We start from the raw sequence: 18,535 nt of genomic DNA, 5'->3' as shown, positions 1-18,535 counted from the left end.
CTCGTACCAATTTACGATTTTAGGAGCCTTGTTCTATGCGTCTTTCTCGCGTTTTAGGTTCGGTTCTAGGACCTGTAGCCATCGCCGCTGGCTTGGTTGCGGCACCTGCCGTTGCTCACGCTGACCAGCCCGTCATCAACTGGGGCCCGTGCCCGGAGGGAGTGGACCACCAGCGCGCCGAGTGCGGCCACGTCACCGTGCCGAAGTACTACGACGCACCGGACAAGGGCACCATCGACGTCGGTTTCATCCGCCTCAAGGCCACCGGCGAGCGCAAGGGCAGCCTGTTTACCAACCCGGGCGGCCCGAGCGGCGATGCATACGCCTGGGTGAACAACGCGAATTGGCCAGACGAGATTGAGCAGGAGTTCGACATCATCGGCGTCCAGCCGCGCGGCCTGCGCGATTCCGGCGCGCTGAACTGCTCCATGACCGCGGCCACAGGCAATCCGCTAGAGATTCTCACGAAGGCAGGTGCCGTTACCCGCAACGACTGCGAGAAGAACACCCCGGGCTACACCGACTCGCTTACCACAGAGAACACCGCCCGCGACTGGGAGGTTGTACGCCAGGCACTCGGCGATGAACGCATTAACATCGCTGGCCTGTCCTACGGCACCTTCCTGGGGTCGACCTACGCCACTCTCTTCCCGCAGCACACCGACAAGGTGGTGCTGGATTCCGGCATGAATCCGGGCATGGCCTGGAACCAGATCTTCGCATCCCAGCAGGCAGGCTACGAAAATGCCCTGCATGACTTCTTTAACTTCGTGGCGAAGAACGATGACACCTACCACGCGGGCAAGACCCCGCTGAAGGCCTACGAGCGCTGGTCCCAGATTGTCGCCGCCGAGGCCGGCGTGCGACCCACCGTGTTGCCGCCGGACGCCGAGATTGGCGACCTCCCACCGGGCCTAGAATTCGCCGGCCAGCCGGGCGCCAATGTCATGACCGCCACGGGCGAGCTGCGCGTGCAGGCTGAGCACCTCGCGGGCAAGGCATCCAACCCGCAGGGCATCCAGGCTACCTCCCCCACCCTCCAGGTAACGCGCGACCAGGTAGTCCCGCGCCCAGAGGCCTGGGACGCGATGGCCAAGCACATCGGTGGCATCGAGCCGCTCGACTTCAATGCAGTCGATCCGCAGGCTAGCGAAGTGGACCAGGAAGCTGCGCTCCAGAGCCTGGTGAATACCCAGAGCATGCAAAACATCATCATGTGCAACGAGAACACCGCCCCGATGGATCCGACACGTATCCCGGCCTTCCTGTGGTCCAACTACGTCACCGTTGACCCCTTCACACTGTTTAACTCCATGTATGCCTCCGGCGTCGGCTGCGGTGGCCGCGCACCAATCACCAAGCCGGTACAAGTTAGCGGCGCGCAGCTGGCCACCAAGCCGCTGCAGATTCAGTCCACCGGCGACCCACAGACCCCGTACGCCTACTACCGCGGACTGTCTGACCCGATGCAGTCCCACGTGGTGACCGTCCACGGCCCGGGTCACGGCCACTTCGCGGTGGGCAACAAGGCTGTTGACCAGATTGTGGTTGACTACCTGCGCACTGGTGACGTCCACACCGCGGATGCGCCGGGCTTCTTTGACCAGCCCCAGGCTCAGGAGCAGCCCGCCCAGTAGTAGGAACGGCGGGAACCATGAAGGAGTGGCTGTCCTAGCACTCCTTCTTTCCCACCACACCCCCATCGGCGCTAGGCCAATTACTGCGCTCTAGCCTTTATAGGTTAGAATCGCATCGTTGGCATTTCGCCAGCAATGCCCTTGTAGCTCAGCGGATTAGAGCATCGGTTTCCGGTACCGAAGGTCGCAGGTTCGATCCCTGTCAGGGGCACTTTTTCATGCCCGCCTACCCCGAATCGGCCAGTACGCCCCGGCCCACTTTTTGCGACGCCACGTTTGCAGGTGAGCGGCTTGTCGCATTTTGCATCTCCCCAGACCTGAAACCCGCAACCTGCAGGTGGGCGTCGTCAAGCGCCCTCCGGCACCAAGCCACTCACTTGGAAGTTTCGGGATCGAGGTCTGGGGATATGGAACTAGTGCAAGCGCACCTTAATATCCGCAACCACTTCTTCCGGGTTCTTCGCCGAAGCAATGAGAGAACTCCGGCCCCATTCAATGCGCACCGTCGGCCCAGAGACGATATAGGCTGGTGCGCCATCGACGATGCGCGGGCCCGCACCTTCTTTAAGCCCCGTCTCCGGACCGATACTCACCCCGGTGATCTCGCGCAGGGGAATTCTCTTTGTGAAGACGCCAAAGACGGACACCGCAACCTCGCCATCGTTGACGGCGATCTTCACCCGCATCAGAAGGCAGGCCACGGTTGCAATGATGACCAGGGCACCAAATAGGATTGCTGCCCACGTGGAATCAATCATCGTGGGCACCACCGCTGCCACAACGGCAAGGCCAACGACTATTCCCATCCACAGGAGCGGACCGTTGAGATAGCGAATGTAGATGCGAGAGTCCATGGAGATCAGGCTATCGGATTAACGCTCTCCCGGACGAATACGCCCTTCGCGCTCACCGAAAGGACGGGCGGCGGCTGATCAAGGAACGACGGTGAGCGCGAAGGGTGTAGGAGTCATCATGCCTCGAGACATCGCACTCGGAGATTAATTCTCAGGCTTAGCAGTGGCTCAAGCCGCCTGATGGATCCACGGCACGAGTTAGAGAAATGAGCCTGGTGATAAAGAGCAAGCCCCAGCAGACAAATCTGCTGGGGCTTAAAGTCAAGCTTTTCTCCCCCCCGCCAGGCGGCAGCGAGGGAGCGAACCAGGTTACTGGGTGATGTACTGGTTGACGATCGGCTGGGTGATGTCCAAGGTGCCGTGCTCGATGTAGTACATGCCGAACATCATGGCGCCCAGCATCACCACGGAGAGAAGCATGGAGGGAATCCACTGAACGAAGACGGATACCCAGCCGTCAGCCTTGTCACGTGCAGCTGCTTCGCGCTGTTCCTGAGCCAAATCGCGCTCGACCATTATGTTTTGTCCTTTCACTTAGCTCCCCTAGCCAGATGGCGCTCTCGCTCAAGCTGCCTCTGAAAAGCGCGGGGATGCTCGCCCTTTAACACAGAGTATCTTAGCAGTTTAAACAGAGCCGCCCGTAGTTAAACCCAGTAAATCTAGCCGCCATCCACCTTTAGTATGACACCGACTGTGGGCTAGACCCCAGGGTCTTCGTTGTTGTTGAGCGCTTCGACGAATCCCTCGCGGTCTTGGAACATACGCTCAATATCCTCATCCGCGCCGATAATCCACAGCTGCGAGGCGTCATCGAAGGTCAGCGCGCCCTCTGGGTGCTGCTCGAGGGCCGCCTCAAGCGCTGTGGCTTGTTCCTCGGTGAGCTCATCCAGATCATCGACCTGGCCTACTTGGGCGCTGAGCTCTTTCAGCGGAGTAATGCCGTACGTTGCGTACTGGCGCTCGGGATGCTCAAACAGTTCTTGTCCCATCATGGTGCGGACAGATCACCTCCAGGTGAGTAAACGGTCGAAAACTAACACTACCCGTACGAAGCACAACTAGTCGGTGTGAATACCCAAGCGCTCATCCGGCACGAAGCCGTCATATCCCGGAAGGTTGCTTTCTGAAAGAACGCCCTCGCAGAAACGCAGGACCGCCGGAGCGTCGGCAGGATCGAGGTGATCAAAAACCATGCGGCGCACGGACTCGACGTGCTCAGGTACCGCCGCCTCTAGACGCTCCCGGCCGGACTTCGTCATGACGACCTCCACGCCGCGCGCATCGCCCGCACACTTTTCCTTGCGCACCAAACCCCGTTTTTCCATGCGGGTGATTTGGTGGGAGGCGCGGGAGCGGTCCCACTCCAACTCCGTGCAGAGTTCGCGCAGGCGCCGCGTGTGCGCGGGTGCTTCCGAAAGAGAAACAAGCACCGAAAACTCCGCGGCTGAGATATCGCCGCAGGCCAGAAGGGTCTCCTCCATACCGCGATTGATCTTGCGAATGCTAGCTAGAATGTGGCGCCACAGGTCCTGTTCGCTTTCGGTGAGCCATCGAGTGTCCGCTGTCATGGCTCATACCCTACACTCCGGGACTTAGGCCCTTGTAAGTTTCTCCATATCTAGCTCCATGCGCCCAGGCACCCAGGAATAGCGCTGCGGCATACAGGTCAGCACGATGACCTGAGTGCTTTTCCCTGCCTTACTAAACAGCGCCGCCATGAGCTGAAGGCGCTGGGAGTCCGTGGAACCCAACGCATCATCGATCAGTACAGGCACCGGTTCATCGGACACCAGCTGAGCTATGGCGAAGCGCGTCAGGATGCTCAACTGCTCTTTGGCACCGCCAGAGAGCGCGTCAAAAGACACGGTCTCACCGTCGCGGCTGCGAGCTTCGACCTTGAGCTCTTCCGACAGCTCGAAGTCCACATCCCCACCGAAGACTGTTCGCGCCAAGCTATTGAGCGCTGTGACAAACGGCGCGGCATAGCGCTGGCGCGCGGCGTCACGGTGGCGCAGCATGAGTGTGCGCAGATAACGCGCAGCCTCCGCGCGACGCTCGATAGCGGCGTGGCGCTCACGAGCAACCTCGAGCTCGGCGGCGGCTTTCTCCGCATCCTCAGCCGCACCGGAATGCATATCGATGAGTCCCCGGAACTCGCGCATGTCACCGACCGCTGCATTCACCGCTGCCTTCAGGGAATCCACGTGTGTACGCGCTCCCTTGGCAAGATGCTCGGCGGTGTCCACGTCTACCGCGTACATCTCCGCCAGCACTGCTCTTTCTTCCTGCAGCTTGGCCTGTGCTGCCTCGATAGCCGTGGTCACGTCGGCATCACTGAGTTGAGCACGGGCGGCCTCCACGGCTGCGGCCTTGGCATCACGCTGCGTGATTGCCTCCTCCGCGCGCACGGTGGCTACCTCTAATGCCGCGCCAGCCTTGTTTTCACGGTAGGGAGCCACAGCGCGGTCGAGCTCATCGAGCTTCCTGCGTAGTTCCTCTTCCTCTCGCTCCACCACGTCCAGCTCTCGCGGCGCCGCGTCGTCCTCGGAAAGACCAGGTGTGTCCTCAGCCTCTTCTGCGCCGGCCTCAAAACGCGCACGCAGTTCACCGAGGTCCTCCCCTCCCAACGCGGCAGCCAGTTCGCGCGCCGCGGAATCCGCGGCGGATGCGAGTTCGGTGTGTTTCTCGTGAGCGGCACGGGCCGACTCGAGGTCTTCGCACCCGGCATCCTCCAGCAGGCGCGCGAGCTCAGCGCGAGCCTTCTCCACGCCTTCCTCACCGCTTTCGCCGGCACCTGCGGCATAGCGGGCGGTGACCTCGCCTACCTGAAGGGTCGTGCCCTCACGCAACTCGACTGCAAGTTCTTCACCGCTCTCCAGAGAGCGTTCCTCGCCATCGACGGCGACGGAGCCCTTCCCGGAAAAGTACAGCTTGGCAGCAGCCGCCGCTCGCAGGCGCTCCTGGACAGTGACCTCACGAGCCGCCTCTTCCAGTGCTTTCAAGTTTGGCACGTCTGGAGCGGCAGCCAGCTCACGACGGCGCGACGCCAAGGTCTCTTCCAGCTTGGTCAGCGCTTCGAGGCGGGTGCCCAAGGCCTCGCGTTCTGCGCGCCGCTGCGCGCGGCGGGCGTGCTGGCGTTCCTCGCGCACGGCCTCGTACCGCGTGTGCACCTCGGCGCGTTCTTCTTCCAGCTTCGTGCGGGCGGCGGACTCTTCCTCGGCGCGCTCGCGGGCTTCGCTAACAGCAGTTGCAGCACGCTCGGCCGCTTCAACCGCTGCGGAGTGCTCAGCAATCACAGCCTTGCGCCGCGCCGATTCCTCCTCCGCGCGCGTCACAGCTTCCGCTGCCCGGGTCACTGCTGCCTCCTGCGCGGTGACCTTCTCCTGGGCGGCCCGGGCGGCGACTAGTTCGCCGTCACGGCGCTCGCACTCTTCTACGGCCTCCGGCAAAGCCGCTTCGGCCTCGGACTTCTTCAGCTCGGCGGCTTCATAGCGCTCCACCACGCCGTCGAGCTCACGGAGCGCAGACTCAGCGTTCGCGTGCTCCTCCTCCGCCTCTGACAGCGCGGCGATTGCGGCCTTATAGTCTCCCGCCGGCTTATCCGTCTTCGCGGTGAAATACTCCTTGTACTCCGCCTCGATGCGCGTGAGCAGCTCGGAGTCTTCCGCCACGGCATTCGCCCCGGTCTGCTCCTCTAGCGCCGCAGTAAGGGAAGGAATGCCCACGGCGGCGATGCCCTCGTGGCTATCGTCTTGGCGGACGAAGAGGGCGTCGACAAGCGCGCGGTCCATATGTTCACTGAGAATGCGCTCGAGCTCCCCATCCGCTTCCGCACCGGTCCACTGGCCCGGGCGCGGGGAGAACACATGCAGCTCCGAGGTGCGCTTCTTCACCCACCGCTTGTGGATGCGGAAATGATAGGGCCCCACGGTGGCCTCCAGCGTGACCTCTGGACCCACATCGCGGCCGGCGGGCTGCAGCGCCCTCACCGCCTTAGAGTTGGCGGTGTGTTTTTGCGTCAGCACAAAATCAATAGACTCCACCAATGTGGATTTGCCAGCCTCATTCGGCCCGCCGATGACCACCACACCGGTTTCTGGAAGGTCCTTGACCTCCAGGTGATCCACACCCCGGACATTATTGAGTTCAACAGAATGTAGCTGCATCATGATTAAGCTCCCTTCGCGCTGAGGCGGAACAGCAGGTTGGCGGCGTCGCGGGCGGTGGGATCATCTAAGTCCTCAAGCAGCTCCGCCAGGGCATCCGCGGCATAACCGCTCAAACTCAACTCGCTGAGCTCCTCTTCGGAGGGCGCCAGATGCAGGTCCATGGTTCTCTCGCGCGGCTTGAGGGAGGCAAAGACCTCCTCCAGCTCCGCCAGCCCCTGCTCCAGACGAGCCTGCGCGCTCAAACCCACGGTGCCACGCAGGCTGTATTTCACCGCGGTGCGGATCTTCTCCGGCACGGCGTCTAGCTCCGCAAGAAAAGCCTCAACCTCCTCCAGTGAGTTAATGTCCGCATCAATCGCCCGGAAGTCCCAGCGACCGACGCGGTGCTTGGCGACGTCCACCCGATCCCCCTCAACGGTCACCACCAAGGCATTGCCCGAATCGCGCTCCCTATCGTCGAAGGCCGTGGTCTCCGGGCTGCCGGAGAACCACACCTTGCCGGTACGGCCCAGCGATTCCGTGGAGTGCGTATCCCCCAAGGCCAGATAATCAATAACGCCTTTATCCAGGCATTCCTCCACGAAGGAGAGGTCAATCGTATCGGCATCCGAGTCCTCGCCCTCGCCCGCGCGGGACTCCACCTGGCCATGCCCCACCGCGATGCGAACCGTGCCGTCTTCAACAGGCTGCAGCGGCTCCAGCGCGCGGCGCACCAAGTCATAGTTGGCCCGCTTGGACAGGTAGGGAGCGCCGACGATTTCCACGCCTGGGCGCACCTCGATGGGCTCTGAATCCGCGATGACGTGCACGTTATCCGCAAAGGAGTTGAAGAAGATGGAATCCGCCACGAGCGGATCGTGGTTGCCGGGCAGCAGGTAGACCGGCACCGGCAGGCGCTTGAACATGTCCTTGGCACGCAGCAGCGTAGATTTGTTCAAGGAGTTGTGCTCAAACACATCACCGGCCACGACGATGAACTCCGCCCCCGTCTCGGCGGCCAACTCCCCGAGCCGCAGGACCGCTGCTTCGCGGTCATCATCAAAACGCGACTGCGCGGAGGGACTTAAAAACCAGCGTGTCATTCCCAGCTGGAAATCTGAGGTGTGGATGAACGTAACCGCGGCCATGCAAACTCCCTACAACGTGGTCCAGGGCTGGCGCTTGAGCCTCTCCCCTGGGGTGGCAATGTCTAGTGCGTCAGATGATAGTAAAGGTCCTCGACATCGGAGACGGCCCGAAGCAAATCTATGTTCGTATGGCTGACAGACCTCATGGCCTTGCGCAGCAGTTCCGGGTCGGAATCATCGACAGCGGGAGCGGTCTTCGGCTCCGGCAAGGGCGGCAATTCTCGCCCCTCCCAGAACAAGGCATTGCGCTCCTCGGCCGAGATTTCAGAGGCCGCGGAAGCGGAATAAGAGTCCTCCGAGGCCGCCTTGGCCTGCTCCATGACCGCTTGCTCCAGCCGCGCAAAATCGAGGCCACGCAGGGCGAAAATAACGGACGGGTCAGCATCCATGCGCGCGGCCAGGCGGTCCGCCACCGCCACGACGTGCTTGCACACGTACTCCGGGTCGGGGCATGTGCAGGAGAAACGGAGGTCGTCGGGGTATTCGGCGATGAGGATGTCGAGGGAGGCGTCGGCAAGCATGCCCTCCCTAGCCTTCGCCACGGAGTTGGGGGTGCGCGCGAACATCTCCGACAGCCGCCCGATGTCCTCGTTGTTGCGGTAAGGCACCTGGATGAGCACCGCGAAAGGTTCGTTCTGAGAGCCCGCGACTTTGCCGTGCACAGCACCATTGCGCACATCGAGGCCCACGACATGCCCCTCGGTGGCGTACTGGCGCCCGCGGCGAATGCGGCCGGAATCCGTCTGCTGGTTCACGAAATTGAGCAGGCGCGTGGCCGCCGGCTGCATGGTGCGCACGCGGTCAACGCGGTTGACCTCCTCCGGCGTGCTCACGCGCTTGCGGGTGCCGAAGTTGGCGTAGATGACGTTATTGTCCTCAGGATTCTTCGGTGCCATTTACTTCTCCTGCTCCCTATAGCTCATGAGATCCGCCAGCTGCTCAGGGCTCAGTTCGGTGAGCCAGCCCTCGCCCTCGCCCACGACGGCACCGGCCAGCTGTGTCTTGCCGTCGAGGATGTCCTGGATGGATTCCTCCAAGGTGCCGGCCGTAATCATCTTGTACACCTGCACGTTGCGCTGCTGGCCAATGCGGAAGGCGCGGTCCGTGGCTTGGTTCTCCACCGCCGGATTCCACCAGCGGTCCATGTGCACGACAATCGACGCCGCCGTGAGGTTCAGCCCCGTACCACCCGCCTTGAGCGAGAGCAGCATGACGGGCGCGCCGTTATCGGCCTGGAATTCCTCCACCATCTGATCGCGCCGGTTCTTGCTGACCCCGCCATGGAGGAAGGGAATCTCGCAGCCCAGTTGTTCAGAGAGGTAAGGCTGGAGAACGTCGCCGAAGGCCTTGTACTGGGTAAAGATCAGTACGCGTTCCTGAGATTCGATGGCCTGGTCGATGATCCGCATGAGCTCCTCCACCTTGCCGGAGCGGTGCTTGCCCTTGATGGTGACGGGGCTACCATCGGCCAAGAAGTGCGCCGGGTGGTTGCAGATCTGCTTGATGCGCGTCAGTGATGCCAGGATGAGGCCGCGGCGCGAGATGCCCTCTTTCTTCTTCGCCAGGGCCTGCTCCACGTCATTGACCAGGGCCTTGTAGAGTGCTGCCTGCTCATCGGTCATGCGCACGGTGATGATCTGCTCGGACTTCTCCGGCAGGTCATCGATGATATTCGGGTCCGTCTTGAGACGGCGCAGGATGAACGGGCCTGTGAGCAGGCGCAGGCGCTCCGCCATAACATCGCTGCCTTCGCGCTCGATGGCCTTGGCAAAGTGGTTGCGGAAGAAGGAGGCCGAGCCCAAGATTCCCGGGTTGCAATAGTCCAGGATGGAGCGCATCTCTGACAGGCGGTTCTCAATCGGCGTGCCGGTCAGCGCCACGCGGTGACGTGACGGGATGGCGCGCACCGCCTTGGAGGAGCGCGTGGAGGCGTTCTTGATCGCCTGAGCCTCATCGAGGACCACGCGGTCCCACTCCACATTGCTCAAGGTCAAAAAGTCACGGCTGACCGTGCCATAGGAGGTAATGACGATATCGGCCTCCTGAGCTGCGCTGACCAATTCCTCGCCCTTCAGGCGCCCAGTGCCGTGTTGCACCATGACCTTAAAGTCCGGTACGAAGCGCGTAGCTTCCCTAGCCCAGTTGCCCACCACGGAGGTCGGCGCGACGACGAGGGTGGGCTTCCAGGCTTCAGCCTCCCCATCTTCCTTGTCCGGCGCGTCCTCGTGGGCAGCCTTTTCCACCGCCAGCAAAGACAGCAGCTGCAGGGTCTTGCCCAAACCCATGTCATCTGCCAGCACCGCGCCGATGTTGTTGCGGGACATCCAGTACAGCCAGTCGACGCCTCGGCGCTGGTACTCGCGCAGCTCGGCATGGACCGTATCGGGGATCTCCACGCGGTCAGGTGCCGTACTATCCAGCCCGCCGAGCAGCGAGGTATGCCACTCGGATCCGGTGAAGGCCACGGGGTCCTCCGCCATGGACTTCAAGGCCATCTCGCGCAGGTCTGCAAGCGTTACCGCTTCTTCTTGCTCACCCTCATTGAATTCCTTGCGGCGGCGCTCCACCTCGGCCACCAATTCTTCCCAGCCGGGCTGTTCCAGCTGGCGCGCCATCTCTGCGGTAGCGGCGAGTTGCTCCAACTCCTTCAGGGCGCGCTTTCGTGCGGTATCGGCCAACTCGCGCATGTACTGCGAGATCTTGTTCAAGGCCTGGGTATCCGCCATGACCCACTCGCCGCGCAAACGAATCAGCCCGGACTTAGAAGTGATGAGCTCTTGCATTTCGGCGTCGGTAAGCTGCGTGTCACCCACCGAGAGCTTCCAGTCATAGCTGAACAGCTTCTCCATACCAATGTGCGCCTTGGTGGCAGCATCGGCCGGATCACGGACCTCCGTGGTTTCCAGCTTGGCCTTGGTCTCCATATGGGACCAAGACTTGGGCAGCAGCACGGTGAAACCGGCCTTGCGCAGGGCAGCGGCGTCGTGGGTAACAAAATCGACGAGCTGCTCGGTGGTCAGGTAGACGTCCCAGTCCCCCGCATTCCGGCTCGCCGGGGCGGAGTTGTACTTCAGCCGCGGAGCCACGTCGAAGGCATGGCGGCGGGCCTCACGCAGCTTCTCGACGCTCCCCCGATCCAACTGGTCCTGCCGCACCGGCAGCGGCGAATCCGTACCGGAGCGCACCAGCAGGCGAATGGGCCACGCTGCATCCTCGACGGAGTCAGTACTATTTGGCGGCTCCTCCACGAGGAAGACGAGCTGCAGGTCAACGGAGGTAATGGAATCTTTCCACTCATTGAGCCCACGCAGCAGCTGGGCGCGCCCCTTCTTGACCGGCGCGGTTTTCAGCAAGGCCTGCGCGAATTCATGCCAGGGCGCGGCGCGTGGGGCATCGATCTGCGGGCGCAATTGGGTATAGGCAATCCAGTGCGTAAGCTCATCGGCCAAATCATCCGAAAGCGCCCGGTTATTAATGGAGAGGATGCCGGGCGCAGAAGCCAGCATTTCCGCCAGCCAGCTGCGCTCGCCCAGACCGGATGCCAGCTGCCACATCGGGTACCACTCGCCTGCTTGATAGGACAGGCGGATGGTCACGCGGCCGGCGCGGACGAAACGGTACAGGCCGCGATAGGCGCGGATGAGCCACAGGAGGTCCGGCGCAATAGCTGCACGCTGTTCCGCCGAAACCGCCTGGCTGTCTGTATCGAGGTATTCCAGTTTGGCCAGCGTCTCCACTGCCTCATCCGGGGCGAACATCGCCATGGGCACCATGAGGGAGACATCTTTGCCCTTCGGTGTGCGGAGGGAGACGCGCGCTCGGTTGCGGAAGGTCTTCTTGCTCAGGATGGTATCAACCACATCCGGAAAGGTTCCCTCCGGGACTGCTGAGGGCATGACGATCTTGTGCCCTTCGACCTGTTCGATCCATAGACTCAGGCCGGAGACGGGCAGCCAGAGGCCATGCAGCAGGTAAGAAGCCATAGGGGCCAGTTTAGCAGCACACCTTTGTGGGGAAAGGGTTGCAGAAAGTTCCCGATTCCTGCCCAAATACGCAATTGTTACAGTCTCGTTACATAACGGCGTAACACCAGTAAGACCGTGCATTAAGCTGTGACCAAGGTAACCAAATACTGGTCAATCAGCCAATTTTCAGTTGGGTAGGACCTTTTGCCTCGTTAGCGTGGATGAGTCCTATTCTTAATCTCAATCTCAAGGAGAGATCAGTGCAAGACTCCACTTGGTATGTCGTTGCGATGATCATCTACCTGCTTGCCATGGCCGCCATTGGCTTCTGGAGCTACAAGCAGACGGATGAGTACGACGACTACGTTCTCGCCGGCCGCGGCCTTCACCCGTTCGTAGCCGCCCTATCCGCCGGCGCCTCCGATATGTCCGGCTGGCTGCTTATGGGCCTGCCCGGCGCTTTGTTCCTGACCGGTATGTCTGAGCTATGGATGGCCATCGGCCTTCTCATCGGTGCTTGGGCCAACTGGAAGTGGGTCGCGCCGCGTCTGCGCTCCTACTCCGAGATCGCCGGCAATTCAATTACCGTTCCCTCCTTCTTTGAGAACCGCCTGCACGATAAGTCGCGCCTGCTGCGCATTATCGCTGCGGCAATCATTATCTTCTTCTTTACCTTCTACGTCTCCTCCGGCATGGTGGCCGGCGGCCGCTACTTCGAGTCCAGCTTCGGCGGTGACTACATGGTCGGCATGCTCGTCGTGGCTGCCGTGACGGTCTTCTATACCTTCGTCGGCGGCTTCCTCGCGGTGTCCTACACCGATACCGTCCAGGGCCTGCTCATGTTCGCCTCTCTCATCATCGTGCCGATCATGGTGCTCTTCTCCTTGGACAACCCGGGCGAGATTTTCAGCTTCGCCGCTGAGAACCCGTACGCCACCGGCGGTGTAATTGAGAACCCCGATTACTTCTCCTTGTTCTCCGGCGTTTCCGCCGCGGTCATCATCGGCAACCTGGCCTGGGGCTTGGGCTACTTTGGCCAGCCGCACATCATCGTGCGCTTCATGGCGCTGCGCAAGCCTTCCGACGCCCGCGCGGGCCGCTTCTACGGTGTCAGCTGGATGGGTATCTCCCTCATCGGCGCTATTTTCGTCGCGCTCTCCGGCACGGTCTTCTTCACTGAGACCAGCCACTCCATCACTGACCAAGAGAACTACGAGACCATCTTCCTGGACATGGCACAGGTCATGTTCCACCCGCTCTTCGCAGGTCTGGTCCTGACCGCCGTTCTGGCGGCCATCATGTCCACGATGTCCTCCCAGATGCTCGTGGTCTCCACCTCCCTCATTGAGGATCTCTACCTCATCTTCGCTAAGAAGAAGCCGCGCCAAGAGGTTCTCATCAACCTGTCCCGCACCGCCGTCGTGGCCATCGCCGTCATCGCTGCTGTGCTGGCCATTAACCCGTCGGATTCGATTCTGGGTCTGGTCGGCTTCGCCTGGGCCGGCTTCGGCTCCGCCTTTGGCCCGCTGGTGCTGCTGTCGCTGTACTGGAAGCGCCTCAACTCCACCGGCGCCATCGCCGGCATGATCACCGGTGCTGTCGTTGCGATTGGCTGGGGCATGAGCCCGCTGGGCGATACCCTCTACGAGCTGGTACCGGGCTTCATCTCCGCTCTGCTCGTGACTGTCGGCGTTTCGCTGGCCACCAAGGCTCCGGATGAGAAGGTCACCCAGGAGTTCGAGGAGGCAACCCGCCTGGCCAAGCTCGTTGAGAAGAACGATGACTTGGACTTCGAGGAGGCAGCGGAGCAGGTTCAGAAGTAGGCCTCTCCCCTTCTCCCCCTCACGCGCGAACCCCGCTCCAGCAGTCCAGTTGCTGCTGTGGCGGGGTTTCGCTTGTGATTGGATCGGATGGCTCTACATGGTCGCTACTCAAAAGGCATTTCTCAAAAGGCATTTCCCAAAAGGTGCCTTTGCTTCGAGAACGCCGTGTCCGAGCCTCTAAAAGGTGTCTTTGCCCCCAAAGAAACCTTCTTACTGATGCCTTCTGGGAAATGCCTTTTGACTGCATCCATGTAGCCCTCCCTGTGCGCTCACAGGCTTCCTGCTCATACGGGAACCGCGAACACCCCCGCGCAGTCTAAAAGTCCATGAACCTGCGCACGGCCTATATAGGCTTCCTTTCCGTCGCAACCGTTGCCTACGCCGGCTATCATCTCCTCCCCGGACCTGATCTGGGCGTGGCAACCGTGCCCGCGCGCGTGGAGGTTCCCGGCTACGAGCGGGAAGACTTCGGCGGCTGGGCGCCTGGAACGCGGGACAATGTCAAGGCCGCGCAGACCATCGACGGAGCCCTCTACGATCCCTATGCCCGCGCGCCCGCACCGGACCGCGTGGAAGTTGACCACGTCTTCCCGCTCGCGGCGGCCTGGGACCTTGGGGCATCAGTGTGGCCACCGGATAAGAAGATGGCCTTTGCCAACGATCCGCTCAACCTCGTCGCCACCGCCCGCAACCTCAACCAGGCCAAGTCCGATTCTCTGCCGGCCGATTGGCTCCCGCCCGCCGACCGTTGCGACTACTCGCAGCGGCTTGCCGCAGTGGCCCGCAAATACCAACTACCGCTGCCCTCCCGCGACTACGTAGTCATGCGCCACCAGTGTCGATTCGATTTCATCTCACCGCGCCGTTAGACTCTCGCAGGGAAAAGCCCCGTACAGAAAGGTATAAGCACCCTCCCATGACTAGCTTGCTCATCTTCCTCCACGCCTTCACCGCTATTTTGTTGGTCGGTACTGTGTGTATCTCCACCTCCGCCTTCCCCGGCCAGCTGGCAAAGGCGGCCTCCGGTGATGCTTCTGCGGCTGGTGCCGCCGGTGTCCTCAACAAGATCACCTCGACGTATGGCTATATCTCCGCTATTGTTCCGGTCATTGGTCTAGCTGTCTTCCTTACTGACCTCAATACCTACAAGTCCCAGGTCCAGTTCCACATCGCCCTTCTTCTGGCTGTCATCGCCTGGGTTATCCTGCTCGTCGTGGTCATCCCGAAGCAGAACCAGGCCATGTCCGCGATTGCTGCCCCGGGCAGCGCCGATGTGGCCAAGCTAAAGAAGCAGCTGGCTAAGTTCTCCGGCATCTTCAACCTGCTGTGGGTTGTGTGCGCCATCCTGATGTACGTCTAATCCTTCGGGTCTAGGCCCCAATAGCGAAAACCTCCCAAGCTCGCACGATGCGTGAACGAGTTTGGGAGGTTTTCTTGTGTTGCTCTAACGCCGCTGCGGCGCCGAGCGGAGGCTAGTCGCGCCAGCCGCCGCGGCGTCCACCACGATCACGGCCGCGTCCACCGCGGTCACGGTCACGGTATCCGCCACGATCACCGCGTCCACCACGTCCGCGCCCGCCGTAACCGCCGCGGCCGCGGTCATCGTCGAAGTTCCGGCGCGGCGGGCGTCCGGTATCCTTCTGAATCTTGATGAGCTGGCCAGAAATGCGGGTGTCCTTGAGACGGTCCAGCACCGCCGGGTCCAGGTTCTTCGGCAGGTCCACCAGGGTGTGGCCCACCGCGATGGTGATGCGACCGAAGTCCTTGGAGGTCAGGCCACCTTCGTTGGCCAACGCACCCACAATGGCGCCGGGGCGCACGCCTTGGCGCTTGCCGACGTCCAGCCGGTACGTCTCAAAGTCCCCGTCCGGACGGCGCGGGCCGCGGTCACGGTCGCGGCCACCACGGTCACGCCCGCGGCCATCACGATCGCGGTCACGCCCGCGGCCATCGCGCTCAAAGCGATCGCGCTCGCGGCGGTCCTTCTTGGACACCGGGCGTTCCTTGAGCAGGAAGTCCGTTCCGCCCTGCAGCTGCACAGCCAGGGAGGCCGCGATGTCATCCATCGCCACGTTCTCTGCCGCAGAGTATTCGCGCACCATGTCGCGGAAGAAGTCGAACTGCTTGTCCTGCTGGGAGGCGCCGATGGCCGCGAAGAACTTCTCCTTGCGCTTGGCATTGACCTCATCCGCGGTCGGGAGATCCATCTCCTCCAGGCGGGCGTTGGTCACACGCTCGATGGAGCGCAGCATGCGGCGCTCACGCGGGGTGACGAACAGGATGGCCTCGCCAGTGCGGCCAGCACGGCCGGTACGGCCGATGCGGTGCACGTAGGACTCGGTGTCATTCGGGATGTCGTAGTTGACCACGTGGGTGATGCGGTCGACGTCGAGGCCACGGGCAGCCACATCGGTAGCCACCAGGATGTCCAGGCGGCCATCCTTGAGCTGATCGACGGTACGCTCACGCTGCTGCTGCGCGATATCGCCGTTGATGGCAGCCGCGTTGTAACCGGCCTCCTTGAGGCTGTCGGCGACATCCTCCGTGGCATGCTTCGTGCGGCAGAAGACGATGATGGCGTCGTAGTCGATGACCTCGAGGATGCGAGTGAAGGCATCCATCTTGTGGCGGTGCGGCGTCAGGAGGAAGCGCTGCGTGATGTTGTCATTGGTGCGGCGCTCCGACTTCACCGTTATTTCGGCAGGGTTATTGAGGTACTGCTTGGACAGGCGGCGGATGGAGTTCGGCATCGTGGCCGAGAAGAGTGCGACCTGCTTGTCCTCAGGGGTGTCCTCAAGAATGCGCTCAACGTCTTCCTGGAAGCCCATGTTGAGCATCTCGTCTGCCTCATCGAGGACGAGGAAGCGCAACTGGGAGATATCCAGGGAGCCCTTCTCCAGGTGGTCGATGACACGGCCCGGGGTACCCACAATGATCTGGGCACCACGGCGCAGACCAGAGAGCTGGATGCCATAAGCCTGGCCACCGTAGATAGGCAGAACTTCGATGCGACCCAAGTGGTCGGCGAAGGACTGGAAGGAGTCCGCAACCTGGAGAGCCAGCTCGCGCGTAGGCGCAAGGACTAGGGCCTGCGGATAGCGAGCCTCGGTATCGATCTGGGAGAGCACCGGCAGTGCAAAGGCTGCGGTCTTACCCGTACCCGTTTGGGCGAGGCCGACGACGTCGCGGCCCTCCATGAGGATCGGGATGGTTTCTTCCTGAATCGGGGATGGCTTGGTAAAGCCCACCTTGGACACGGCTTCCTGAACGTCATCGGGAAGGCCGAGGTGTGCAAAACCCTGGGAGTTGTCGTTGGCTGAAACTTCTTCAGCGCCGGTGTCCTCAGGGTTATTCGCAGCCCCGGTGTCCTGGTTCGACACCTGCGAAGCGTCCAATGCTTCGCCACCTTGCGAGTTTTCCTGAGATTCCGACTTATTGAATTCTTCCGGCTCGTTGACGCCGCCGGTGGCGTTATCGGTAATGCTCATTGCTCAAACCAGAGTACGGCACTGCGGTGAGATTAGCTATTTCTCCCCACGACCTGTCTCTTCCCGACGCGGCACCCCGGCACCTCGAACTTCAGCCAAGGCCCTTTAACTCAGCCCCCTTTGACCCAGCCCTTTGAATCACACTTAGTCCCCGTCCGCGAAGGCCCGAAAAGACCGAAGGTACCAAACCCAAAGGCACCATTTGCGGCTTCCGAAATCTAAAACCCCACGTCAATACATGTCGGTTTCTTTATAAGGTGCCCCTCAAATGGTGCCTTTGCCCCGGCCTAGACTTCGCGGCCACCCACGAAGGTCTTCCAGGTCATCGGCATGCCCGGGCGGTAGGCCAAGTGGATAGCGCTCGGGGCATCGAGGACATGGAGGTCCGCGGCAGCACCGACCACCAGCGAGCCCTTGGCCGGACGGCCCTGCGCATCCTTGCCCTCGCCAACATTCTGGCGGCGCAGCGCGGTGGCACCGCCCAGCGTGCCGGCAGCGATGGCCTCATCAAGCGTGAGGTACTGCTGAAGCACGGCCGTGGTCACGCAGAAGTTCATCGAGGAGGTGTAGGACGTGCCCGGGTTGAGGTTGGAGGCGATGGCGACGGTCGCGCCGGCGTCGATAAGCTTGCGTCCCGGTGCCAGCGGCTCACGCGTGGACAGGTCGCAGGCAGGCAGCAAGGTGGCCACCGTATCCGAAGACGCCAGTGCCTCAACATCGGCATCGCTGAGGTAGTTGACGTGGTCCACGGAGGCAGCACCCAGCTCCACCGCGAGTGCTACGCCTGGCCCCTCGCCCAGCTGGTTGCCGTGCACGCGCACGCCCAATCCGCGGGCCTTACCGGCCTCGAGCACGCGGCGCGACTGATCCTCGTCGAATGCACCGCGCTCGCAGAAGACGTCAATCCACTGCACGTGCTCGGCCACCCCATCGAGCATGGGGCCGACCACCTCGTCGAGGTAGGTCTCGGCCTCTGCTCCCGGCGGCACGAGGTGCGCGCCAAGGAAGGTCACGTCATCGACGTGGCGGGCCGCCACGCGAGCGGCCTCAACCTCGGAGGCGGTGTTGAGGCCGTAGCCTGTCTTCGTCTCCAGCGTCGTCGTTCCCCCGCGGCGGGCGGCGGCGATGCGCTCCACCAGAAGCTTTTCCAGGCGCTCCTCCCCCGCCGAACGGGTCGCGTCCATGGTCACGGCGATGCCACCGGCCTGGTAGGACTCGCCCGCCATGCGAGCTTCGAACTCGGCGGAGCGGTCGCCGTCGAAGATCATGTGGGTATGGGAATCCACCCAGCCCGGCAGAACTGCGCGCCCGCCAAGGTCGACCTTCTCGTCCGCGGCTGGCGCCTCGGAGGCCGGTCCGATCCAGGCGATGGTGCCGTCGGTGTTGGCGATGAGGGAGGCGTCGGCAAGCGTGCCTGCCTCCGACACCGTGCGCAGCTCTGAGATTCCAGTAAACAGGGTGGACATGATCTT

The 18,535-nt window shown here is 62.2% G+C and carries 14 protein-coding genes and 1 tRNA gene; 5 read left to right on the top strand and 10 right to left on the bottom strand.

The annotated features are described in order from the left end of the window. The first annotated feature begins 35 nt into the window (after positions 1–35). Together HMPREF2967_RS08615 and HMPREF2967_RS08610 are read left to right on the top strand one after the other, a co-directional pair. Positions 36–1,637, top strand: coding sequence for an alpha/beta fold hydrolase (locus tag HMPREF2967_RS08615; protein ID WP_070525130.1), 1,602 nt, complete (start codon positions 36–38; stop codon positions 1,635–1,637). Positions 1,638–1,774: 137 nt separating this feature from the next. Continuing rightward, positions 1,775–1,848 (top strand) — tRNA-Arg (locus HMPREF2967_RS08610). A 202-nt stretch (positions 1,849–2,050) separates the two neighbouring features. On the opposite strand, the gene HMPREF2967_RS08605 is transcribed toward HMPREF2967_RS08610, so the two are convergent. The 8 genes from HMPREF2967_RS08605 to HMPREF2967_RS08570 form a co-directional block, all read right to left on the bottom strand. Beyond that, positions 2,051–2,491: a hypothetical protein gene (locus HMPREF2967_RS08605; protein ID WP_070531198.1), complete on the bottom strand. Its 441-nt coding sequence runs from the start codon at positions 2,489–2,491 to the stop codon at positions 2,051–2,053. A 309-nt stretch (positions 2,492–2,800) separates the two neighbouring features. Beyond that, complete coding sequence (locus tag HMPREF2967_RS08600; protein WP_154737117.1) at positions 2,801–3,007, bottom strand: hypothetical protein; 207 nt, start codon at positions 3,005–3,007, stop codon at positions 2,801–2,803. Between the two features lie 182 nt (positions 3,008–3,189). Beyond that, positions 3,190–3,483, bottom strand: coding sequence for a molecular chaperone GrpE (locus HMPREF2967_RS08595; protein ID WP_070531200.1), 294 nt, complete (start codon positions 3,481–3,483; stop codon positions 3,190–3,192). A 66-nt stretch (positions 3,484–3,549) separates the two neighbouring features. Further along, entirely contained in the window at positions 3,550–4,059 is a 510-nt protein-coding gene (locus HMPREF2967_RS08590; protein ID WP_070531202.1) for a MarR family winged helix-turn-helix transcriptional regulator, read from the bottom strand. A 24-nt stretch (positions 4,060–4,083) separates the two neighbouring features. Continuing rightward, positions 4,084–6,660: an AAA family ATPase gene (locus tag HMPREF2967_RS08585; RefSeq protein ID WP_070686055.1), complete on the bottom strand. Its 2,577-nt coding sequence runs from the start codon at positions 6,658–6,660 to the stop codon at positions 4,084–4,086. A gap of 2 nt (positions 6,661–6,662) precedes the next feature. Beyond that, positions 6,663–7,787 (bottom strand): metallophosphoesterase family protein, encoded by a 1,125-nt coding sequence (locus HMPREF2967_RS08580; RefSeq protein WP_070686053.1) that lies wholly within the window; start codon positions 7,785–7,787, stop codon positions 6,663–6,665. Between the two features lie 62 nt (positions 7,788–7,849). Then, the gene (locus HMPREF2967_RS08575) at positions 7,850–8,683 is read right to left on the bottom strand and encodes an SWIM zinc finger family protein (RefSeq protein ID WP_070597097.1); all 834 of its coding nucleotides are present in this window, start codon (positions 8,681–8,683) and stop codon (positions 7,850–7,852) included. Continuing rightward, the gene (locus HMPREF2967_RS08570; protein WP_070624846.1) at positions 8,684–11,770 is read right to left on the bottom strand and encodes a DEAD/DEAH box helicase; all 3,087 of its coding nucleotides are present in this window, start codon (positions 11,768–11,770) and stop codon (positions 8,684–8,686) included. A 242-nt stretch (positions 11,771–12,012) separates the two neighbouring features. Here HMPREF2967_RS08570 and putP point away from each other — a divergent pair, with 242 nt between their 5' ends. The 3 genes from putP to HMPREF2967_RS08555 all read left to right on the top strand — a co-directional run bounded on the left by putP (position 12,013) and on the right by HMPREF2967_RS08555 (position 14,935). After that, complete coding sequence (gene putP / locus HMPREF2967_RS08565) at positions 12,013–13,575, top strand: sodium/proline symporter PutP (protein WP_070624844.1); 1,563 nt, start codon at positions 12,013–12,015, stop codon at positions 13,573–13,575. 326 nt (positions 13,576–13,901) lie between these two features. Next, the gene (locus HMPREF2967_RS08560) at positions 13,902–14,444 is read left to right on the top strand and encodes an HNH endonuclease family protein (RefSeq protein WP_070686051.1); all 543 of its coding nucleotides are present in this window, start codon (positions 13,902–13,904) and stop codon (positions 14,442–14,444) included. Between the two features lie 47 nt (positions 14,445–14,491). After that, positions 14,492–14,935 carry a DUF2269 domain-containing protein gene (locus HMPREF2967_RS08555; RefSeq protein WP_070686050.1) on the top strand — a complete coding sequence of 148 codons (444 nt, stop codon included), beginning with the start codon at positions 14,492–14,494 and terminating at the stop codon, positions 14,933–14,935. 112 nt (positions 14,936–15,047) lie between these two features. Here HMPREF2967_RS08555 and HMPREF2967_RS08550 read toward each other — a convergent pair whose 3' ends face one another. Both HMPREF2967_RS08550 and hutI read right to left on the bottom strand, forming a co-directional pair. Next, a complete protein-coding gene (locus HMPREF2967_RS08550; protein WP_070686048.1) occupies positions 15,048–17,063 on the bottom strand; it encodes a DEAD/DEAH box helicase in 2,016 nt (671 codons plus the stop codon). 287 nt (positions 17,064–17,350) lie between these two features. Then, entirely contained in the window at positions 17,351–18,529 is a 1,179-nt protein-coding gene (gene hutI / locus HMPREF2967_RS08545) for an imidazolonepropionase (protein WP_070686047.1), read from the bottom strand. Positions 18,530–18,535 lie beyond the last annotated feature (6 nt).

The organism is Corynebacterium sp. HMSC059E07 (assembly GCF_001814395.1).
In the GTDB taxonomy this organism is placed as follows: Bacteria; Actinomycetota; Actinomycetes; order Mycobacteriales; family Mycobacteriaceae; genus Corynebacterium; species Corynebacterium hesseae.
Note: the sequence above shows the minus strand (reverse complement) of the source record. Positions and strands in the feature narration are given on the sequence as shown.